This window comes from Streptomyces sp. LS1784, from assembly GCF_020103755.1.
GTDB lineage: Bacteria > Actinomycetota > Actinomycetes > Streptomycetales > Streptomycetaceae > Kitasatospora.
Genome location: NZ_JAHSQD010000568.1, coordinates 1 through 5,157 on the forward strand (window position 1 = coordinate 1; position 5,157 = coordinate 5,157).

5 protein-coding genes are annotated in these 5,157 nt (G+C 74.2%); 2 read left to right on the forward strand and 3 right to left on the reverse strand.

Annotation, left to right across the window (positions count from 1 at the left end; translation table 11 throughout):
• A partial coding sequence (locus KS423_RS37825; RefSeq protein WP_224284268.1) for a winged helix-turn-helix domain-containing protein occupies positions 1–437 on the reverse strand: 437 nt, incomplete at its 3' end.
• A gap of 154 nt (positions 438–591) precedes the next feature.
• On the opposite strand from KS423_RS37825, the gene KS423_RS37830 reads away from it, so the two are divergent.
• Both KS423_RS37830 and KS423_RS37835 read left to right on the forward strand, forming a co-directional pair.
• The gene (locus KS423_RS37830) at positions 592–1,167 is read left to right on the forward strand and encodes a hypothetical protein (protein WP_224284269.1); all 576 of its coding nucleotides are present in this window, start codon (positions 592–594) and stop codon (positions 1,165–1,167) included.
• Positions 1,168–1,395: 228 nt separating this feature from the next.
• Complete coding sequence (locus KS423_RS37835; RefSeq protein ID WP_224284270.1) at positions 1,396–2,292, forward strand: DUF4389 domain-containing protein; 897 nt, start codon at positions 1,396–1,398, stop codon at positions 2,290–2,292.
• A 71-nt stretch (positions 2,293–2,363) separates the two neighbouring features.
• Here KS423_RS37835 and KS423_RS37840 read toward each other — a convergent pair whose 3' ends face one another.
• Together KS423_RS37840 and KS423_RS37845 are read right to left on the reverse strand one after the other, a co-directional pair.
• Entirely contained in the window at positions 2,364–3,737 is a 1,374-nt protein-coding gene (locus KS423_RS37840; RefSeq protein WP_224284271.1) for a carotenoid oxygenase family protein, read from the reverse strand.
• A gap of 61 nt (positions 3,738–3,798) precedes the next feature.
• The coding region (locus KS423_RS37845) for an MFS transporter (RefSeq protein WP_224284272.1) at positions 3,799–5,157 on the reverse strand (1,359 nt) is incomplete at its 5' end.

Below are 5,157 nucleotides of genomic sequence, written 5' to 3' on the forward strand. Positions count from 1 at the left end.
AGCCGCCCGCGCAGCGCCTCGTCGGCGACGTCCGCGAGCAGCGGTCCGCGCCAGAGCGCGAGCGCCCGGCCGTGGCAGCGCAGCCGTTCGCCGGGGTCGCCGGTGGCGACCGCCCGGGCGGTCAGGTCGAGGAACTCCCGTACGTCGACGGCATGTTGTCCGGGCACGAGGGCGTACCCGTCGTGCCGGGTCTCGATCGCCACCGCGTACGGGCGCAGCCGGGCCCGCAGCCGTCCGACGTACGTGTGGACGGTGCCGCGGGCCGAGGCGGGCGGGTTGCCGTTCCAGAGCAGGTCGATCAGCCGGTCGGTGGTGACGACCCGGCCGTCCTCCAGCAGGAGGACGGCCAGCACGCAGCGCTCCTGGCGACGGCTGCCCGCCAGGACGGACTCTCCCTCATGGCAGGCCTCGAACGACCCGAGCAGTCGGAACTCCATGACGGGCCACCCTAGGCCCGAAGGACGGACACGGCCCCCGATCGTCCACCGGCAGGTTCCTGACGCCCGATCACGGCTCGTGGTGAGAATCCGGTCAGGGGCGCCTGCCAGTCTGGGCCCCTGAACGCCCGACACCTCGCCAGGAGGACCGATCATGCGACGAACCCTGCTCACCACCGCGTCCACCATGCTGTCCGCAGTCATCGCCGTCACCCTGACCGGCCTGGCGGCCGCCCCGGCCGGAGCCGCATCCGGCCCGCCCGGTTCCTCCGATTCGTCCGGGGCCGTCGCCGGTCGGGGCGGGTGGGAGCCGTGGCCCTCGCCGACGTTCGACCTTCCGGCCGGCTCCCGCTGCGACTTCCCCGTGCGCATGGAGGCCGTCGTCGACCAGGTGCAGCGGCGGGTCCTGGAGTACGCCCCCGACGGCACCACCGTGCGACGCGCCGCATACCGCGGCGCCCTCGTCCTGCGGATCACCGACACGACGACCGGCGCCTCGTACGACGCGGACGCCGGCGGCCGGTCCGTCGTCGACTACCGCGCCGACACCTCCCAGACCTGGCACGCCCACGGCCCGGTCCTGCTCGGCATCGGCGCCGACGCCGGCAACCTGCCCCGCGACCTCTACATCGTCGACGGCGACTACACCATCGACATCGGCGCCACCGGCTACCGGACGCTGACCATCAAGCACGGCTCCGCCGAACCGCTCTGCGCGAAGATCGCCTGACCGCGTCCTGCGAGGTCTGCGGCACCCTTGGCTCGAACGACGGGGACGCGTTCCGAGGTCCCCCCGGGACGCCCGCGGGTCGAGGGCGGCCGGTCCACGCCACGTCGGGCGGCTGCCCCGTCCGGCGCAGCGCTGCGCGCGGGACGGGCGGGGTGCTGCGATCTTCGGAGGGACCCCCGGCCGCGCCCGACCACCGGGTCCCGTCGTCCCGAGACCGTGGAGGCCCGGATGTGGCAGGCTCCCCCCGCCCCCGTCAGCCGTGAGTGGCTCCCGGTGCTGGACATGCCGGTGTCCGGACCGCAGAACCGCTGGACGGTGCTGCTGCGCGCGCTGCTGCTGATCCCCCAGTTCGTGGTGGTGTGGGTGCTGACGGTGGTGGCGTTCTTCGTCACCGTCATCGGCTGGTTCGGCGCGCTGGTGCTCGGCCGGCTGCCCGGCTTCGTGGCGGACTACCTCACCGCGTTCGTCCCGTACGGCACCCGCGTCACCGCGTACCTGATGCTCACCGTGGGCCGCTACCCGCCGTTCCGGTTCCAGGCCCCCGACCACCCGGTGCAGGTCGGGCTGCGGCCCGGTGAGCTGAACCGGCTCGCCGTTCTGTTCCGCATCATCCTCGTCATCCCGGCCTCGATCGTGCAGGGCCTGGTGTACGCCGGGTGGTGGACGGTGTCGTTCATCCTCTGGCTGGTGGTGCTGGTCCTCGGCCGGATGCCGCAGCCGCTCTACGAGGCGACGACCGCGATCCTGCGCTACCGGATGCGCTACACCGCGTACCTGGTGATGCTCTCGTCCGCCTACCCCAAGCGCCTGTTCGGCGACGAGCCGGGCAGCGAGCCGGAGGGCCCGGCATCGGCCACCCGCCCGCTGGTCCTGAGCGGCGCCGGGCGCGGCCTGCTCGTCGCCTTCCTCCTCCTCGGACTGGCCTCCTGGGCGACGAGCTCGGTCACCGCCTCGGTGAACTCGGACGAGGACAACGACGACGGCGGCTCCAACCCGACCCAGCACGTCGTCGCGCCCCTCGTGCCCGGCCCCGCCGACCAGGCCCGCGACTCCCACCGGCGCGACGAGGGCCTGCAACCTCGCTTTCTTGATCACGTGAGCCCGAAGGCCCTCCCGCGGCCCTGACGGGGGTGCACGCGAGCTCCCGGCCGTGCGGGGAAGCACGGCCGGGAGCGGTCGGTGGAGGTACGGGGGTGTTACGCGAGGGCGGTGTCGGGAATCCAGGAGCCGTGGATCATGGCGGGCACCCGGCGCGGGAGGTGGACGGTCGCGACCGGGGGGAGGGTGAGGTCGGAGGCGTCCAGGACGAGCAGCTTCGAGGCGTTCACGTTCAGATCGCTGACGACGGTGAGCAGCCAGCCGGCGTCCTCGTCGGCGTCCGGGCGCTCGTCGGCGGGGACGAACACGGCCTCGCTGGGCAGTTGCCCGGTGCCGACCGGGAGCAGTTGACGCCCGCCGGTGCGGCGGTCGTACTTGACCAGGGTGTGGTTGCCGACACCTCGGTCGTCGGGGAAGGAGAGCGCGTACTGGTAGCGGTGCTCGCGGCCGAGGAACGCGTCGTTGATGGTCGGGAACTCCACGGTGAGGTCGTCGGTCTGCTCCTCGCGGACCCGCCCGGCCGCCAGGTCCACGACCCAGCGGCGGCCGCGGGAGCCGGAGTTGGGCTCGGCGCCGCGGTCGGGGGCGCCGACCCACCAGTTCCACGAGCGCTGCCAGCCGTCCCGGCCGACCGACGGGCCCTCGACGACGATCCGCCCGGCGGCGTCCTCGTAGGCGTTGGCGAGGTGCATCGCGTAGCCGGCCTCGATCGGGAACCAGCGGACCCCTGCTGCCCCGCCCTCACCGCGCGGCATCACGCCGAGCCGCGCCGCCTGGCCGTCGCTCCAGCCGTACGGGATGCCCGACTGGTCGGCCGGGTCGAAGGTGACCGAGCCCTCCAGGAAGACCACGTGGTGCTCGGTGATCGCGAAGTCGTGCTTGAGCGCGGCGCTCGCGCCCGGCACCTCCTGACTGGTGAGCACGGTGCCGTCGGGCGAGGAGACATGGTGGATCAGGTAGGGCGGGAACGGCGAGGAGGCGAAGAAGTGCAGTTCGCCGGTGAGCGGATCCTCCTTGGGGTGGGCGGTCATCGCGGAGGTGAGCCGGCCGTTCCAGTCGTAGGCGCCGACGGTCTCCAGCTCGGCGGTCAGCTCGAAGGGGAGGGCGGACTCGCAGAGGGCGAGCAGGCGACCGCCGTGTTCGATGACGTGGGTGCCTGCGGTGGAGACGGTCAGGTCGGGGCCGTGTTCGGTGAGGTACGGGGCGCCGTCGAGGGCGGGGGTCTTCACCCAGCGGTTGCGGTACCACTCGGCGCGGCCGTCGCGGAGCCGGATGCCGTGCACCATGCCGCTGCCCTTGAACCAGTGGGTGGGGGTGATGCCGGGCTTGGGGTTGTGGCTGTTGCGCATCAGCCGGCCGGTCAGCTCGGGCGGCAGGTGGCCGTCGACGGTCAGCTCGGTGGCGGTGAGCTCGTCTGGGACGGGGGCGTAGTGGCCGGTCAGGTAGGGCTTGGGGGCGGAGGCGGCGGTCATGGGAGAGGTCCTCTCGTGAGCGGTGCGGGCAGGTAAGGGCGGGGCTCGGGGGTTCGGGGGCTCAGCCGGCGGTGGCGGCGCGGTGCGCGCCCTCGGCGGTGGCCCTGAGGTGGTCCAGCCAGCGCTCCAGGGACTCGCGCAGCGCCTGCTCCAGCGCCTCGGGCATGGCGTCGACGGCCGGTCCGCTCCAGGACTCCTCCGTGCGGACGGTCACCCGTCCGTCGCCGGCGGCTTCGAAGGACCAGACGTGGATGCCTTCGATGCCGTTGGCGGGGCCGCCCCAGACGATCCGGCGGCCGGGGGCGAGTTCGCGGACGGTCGAGGTGATGTCCAGGCCGTGGGTGCGCCAGGTGAAGGAGGTACCGGGGCCGGTGAGCGGGCCGCCGTCGAGGCGGGCCTGCTCGACGTCGGGGTTCCAGCTCGGCCAGGCCTCGACGTCGGTGTGCAGGGCCCAGACGAGGGCGGGCGGGGCGTCGACGGTGATGGCGAGGCGGACGACGACGGGGGCGGTGGTGTCGATGGTGTGGGTGTGGGTGGGCATCGCGTGGTCTCCCTGGTGGTGGGTACGGACGTGGTGGGCGTGACGGGTACGGACGTCGCGGGTCCGGGCGGTGGGGCGCGGGTGGCGGAGCAGGAGGAGGGCGAGGGCGGCGGCGAGGGCCAGGACGAGCGCGCCGCCGAGGAACGCGGCCCGGTAGCCGGCGGTGAGGGCGTCGAGGGGCGGTCGGGTGGGTGCGGCGCCTGCGGTGACGGCGGCCGCGAGGGTGCCGAGAACGGCGAGGCCGATCGCGCCGCCGACCTGCCGGGTGGTGTTCACCAGACCGCCGGCCAGACCGGAGTCGGTCGGCGCGACACCAGTGACGGCGATGCCGGTGAGCTGGGCGAAGGCCGCGCCGAGACCGAGGCCGACGGCGATGCTCGGGCCGAGCAGGTCCAGGGCGAAGCTGCCGTCTGCGGAGATCCGGGTGAGCCAGAGCAGTCCGGCCGCCCCGATGAGCAGCGCGGCGGCCGGCACCGGGGCCGCACCGAACCGGCGGGCCGCCCGGGGGGCGAGCCAGGAGCCGGCCATGTTGGCGGCGGCGAGCGGGAGTTGGCCGAGTCCGGCGGCGAGCGGTCCGTCGCCGAGCACCCGCTGCTGGTAGAGCGGCAGCAGGTAGAACAGGGCGATCCAGACGGAGCCGAGCAGGGCCATCAGCAGGTTTCCGGCGGCGACCCGGCCGGTGCGCAGCAGGCGTGGGGGCAGCAGCGGGTGCGGGTGGCGGCGTTCGAGGCGGACGAAGAGCGGCAGCAGGGCGGTTGCCGTCGCGAGCGCGACGAGCACCTGGGGGTCGGTCCAGCCGGTGCGGCGGGCGGCGGTGAGCGCCCAGACCAGGGCGGTCAGGCCGAGGGCGGCGGTGGCCGCGCCGGGGAGGTCCAGCCC

Excerpts from the sequence above, each read along its gene's own strand:
- KS423_RS37830 (WP_224284269.1), top strand. The coding sequence starts at position 592 with ATGCGACGAACCCTGCTCACCACCGCGTCCACCATGCTGTCCGCAGTC.
- KS423_RS37835 (WP_224284270.1), top strand. The coding sequence starts at position 1,396 with ATGTGGCAGGCTCCCCCCGCCCCCGTCAGCCGTGAGTGGCTCCCGGTG.
- KS423_RS37840 (WP_224284271.1), bottom strand. The coding sequence starts at position 3,737 with ATGACCGCCGCCTCCGCCCCCAAGCCCTACCTGACCGGCCACTACGCC.